The 570-nt window shown below is 70.4% G+C and carries 1 protein-coding gene; it reads right to left on the bottom strand.

Features of this window, described 5'->3' with window-relative positions; genetic code table 11:
• A partial coding sequence (locus D7X30_RS41400) for a condensation domain-containing protein (RefSeq protein ID WP_233592130.1) occupies positions 1–570 on the bottom strand: 570 nt, incomplete at both ends.

The raw sequence follows: 570 nt of genomic DNA, 5'->3' as shown, positions 1-570 counted from the left end.
CATGAGCATCTGCCAGCCCGTCAGCAGCGCCATGTAGAGGGAGGCGCCTTCCTGCTGCGCCAGGGCCTTCAGTGCGTCCGTCAACTCGCGCGGCAGCAGCACGTCATGCCGGGCGCCACGGCCGTCGCGTTCAGCGGGGCGGGGGAAGTCGGTGGGCAGCTCCAGCGCGGAGGGCACACCGGCCAGCTGTCGCTTCCAGTAATCGAGTTGCTTCTCCAGCCGAGGGCCCTGCATCCACTCGCGCTGCCAGACACCGAAGTCCGCGTACTGGATGCCCAGCGGCGGCAGAGGCGCTGGCTGTCCCCGCGCGAACGCGCCGTAGAGGAGCGCCACTTCGCGCACCAGCAGCGTCATGGACCAACCGTCGGAGATGATGTGGTGCACCACCACGACGAGCAGGTGCGCTCCCGGTGACGACGTCAGCAGCAGCGCGCGCAGCAGCGGGCCCTTCGCGAGGTCGAAGGGCTGCGCGGCGGCTTCACGCGCCAGGCGCCAGGCTTCTTCCGGCGGCGAGCCCGTGAGCTCCTTGCGCTCCAGGGTGAGCACCGGCTCCGGAGACACCACCTGCAC

It is taken from the genome of Corallococcus sp. AB011P, from assembly GCF_003611605.1.
Lineage (GTDB): Bacteria > Myxococcota > Myxococcia > Myxococcales > Myxococcaceae > Corallococcus > Corallococcus coralloides.
Note: the sequence above shows the minus strand (reverse complement) of the source record. Positions and strands in the feature narration are given on the sequence as shown.